Origin of the sequence: Synechococcus sp. R8-2 (assembly GCF_047461715.1) — a bacterium.
Lineage (GTDB): Bacteria > Cyanobacteriota > Cyanobacteriia > Thermostichales > Thermostichaceae > Thermostichus.
The window spans coordinates 1-570 of sequence record NZ_JANSHQ010000577.1 but is presented as its reverse complement, the minus strand read 5'-3'; the positions used below and the strand labels follow the sequence as shown (position 1 = coordinate 570).

At 57.5% G+C, this 570-nt stretch carries 1 rRNA gene; it reads right to left on the bottom strand.

Annotation, left to right across the window (positions count from 1 at the left end):
* Positions 1–570 (bottom strand): 16S ribosomal RNA (locus NW819_RS12685); the annotation flags it as partial.

Genomic DNA, 570 nt, shown 5'->3' with positions numbered 1-570 from the left:
CCCCGTCAATTCCTTTGAGTTTCACACTTGCGTGCGTACTCCCCAGGCGGGACACTTAACGCGTTAGCTCCGACACTGACCGGGTCGATACGGCCAACGTCTAGTGTCCATCGTTTACGGCTAGGACTACTGGGGTATCTAATCCCATTCGCTCCCCTAGCTTTCGTACCTCAGCGTCAGTTAAGGCCCAGTTGCGCGCTTCCGCCTCAGGTGTTCTTCCCGATCTCTACGCATTTCACCGCTACACCGGGAATTCCCGCAACCCCTACCTCACTCTAGCCGGTCAGTTTCCAGGGCCTTCCCACAGTTGAGCTGTGGCCTTTGACCCCAGACTTGACCAGCCGCCTACGTACCCTTTACGCCCAATAATTCCGGATAACGCTTGCCTCCTCCGTCTTACCGCGGCTGCTGGCACGGAGTTAGCCGAGGCTTATTCCTGGGGTACCGTCAGCTTTCGTCCCCCAGAAAAGAGGTTTACAACCCAAGGGCCTTCCTCCCTCACGCGGTATTGCTCCGTCAGGCTTGCGCCCATTGCGGAAAATTCCCCACTGCTGCCTCCCGTAGGAGTCT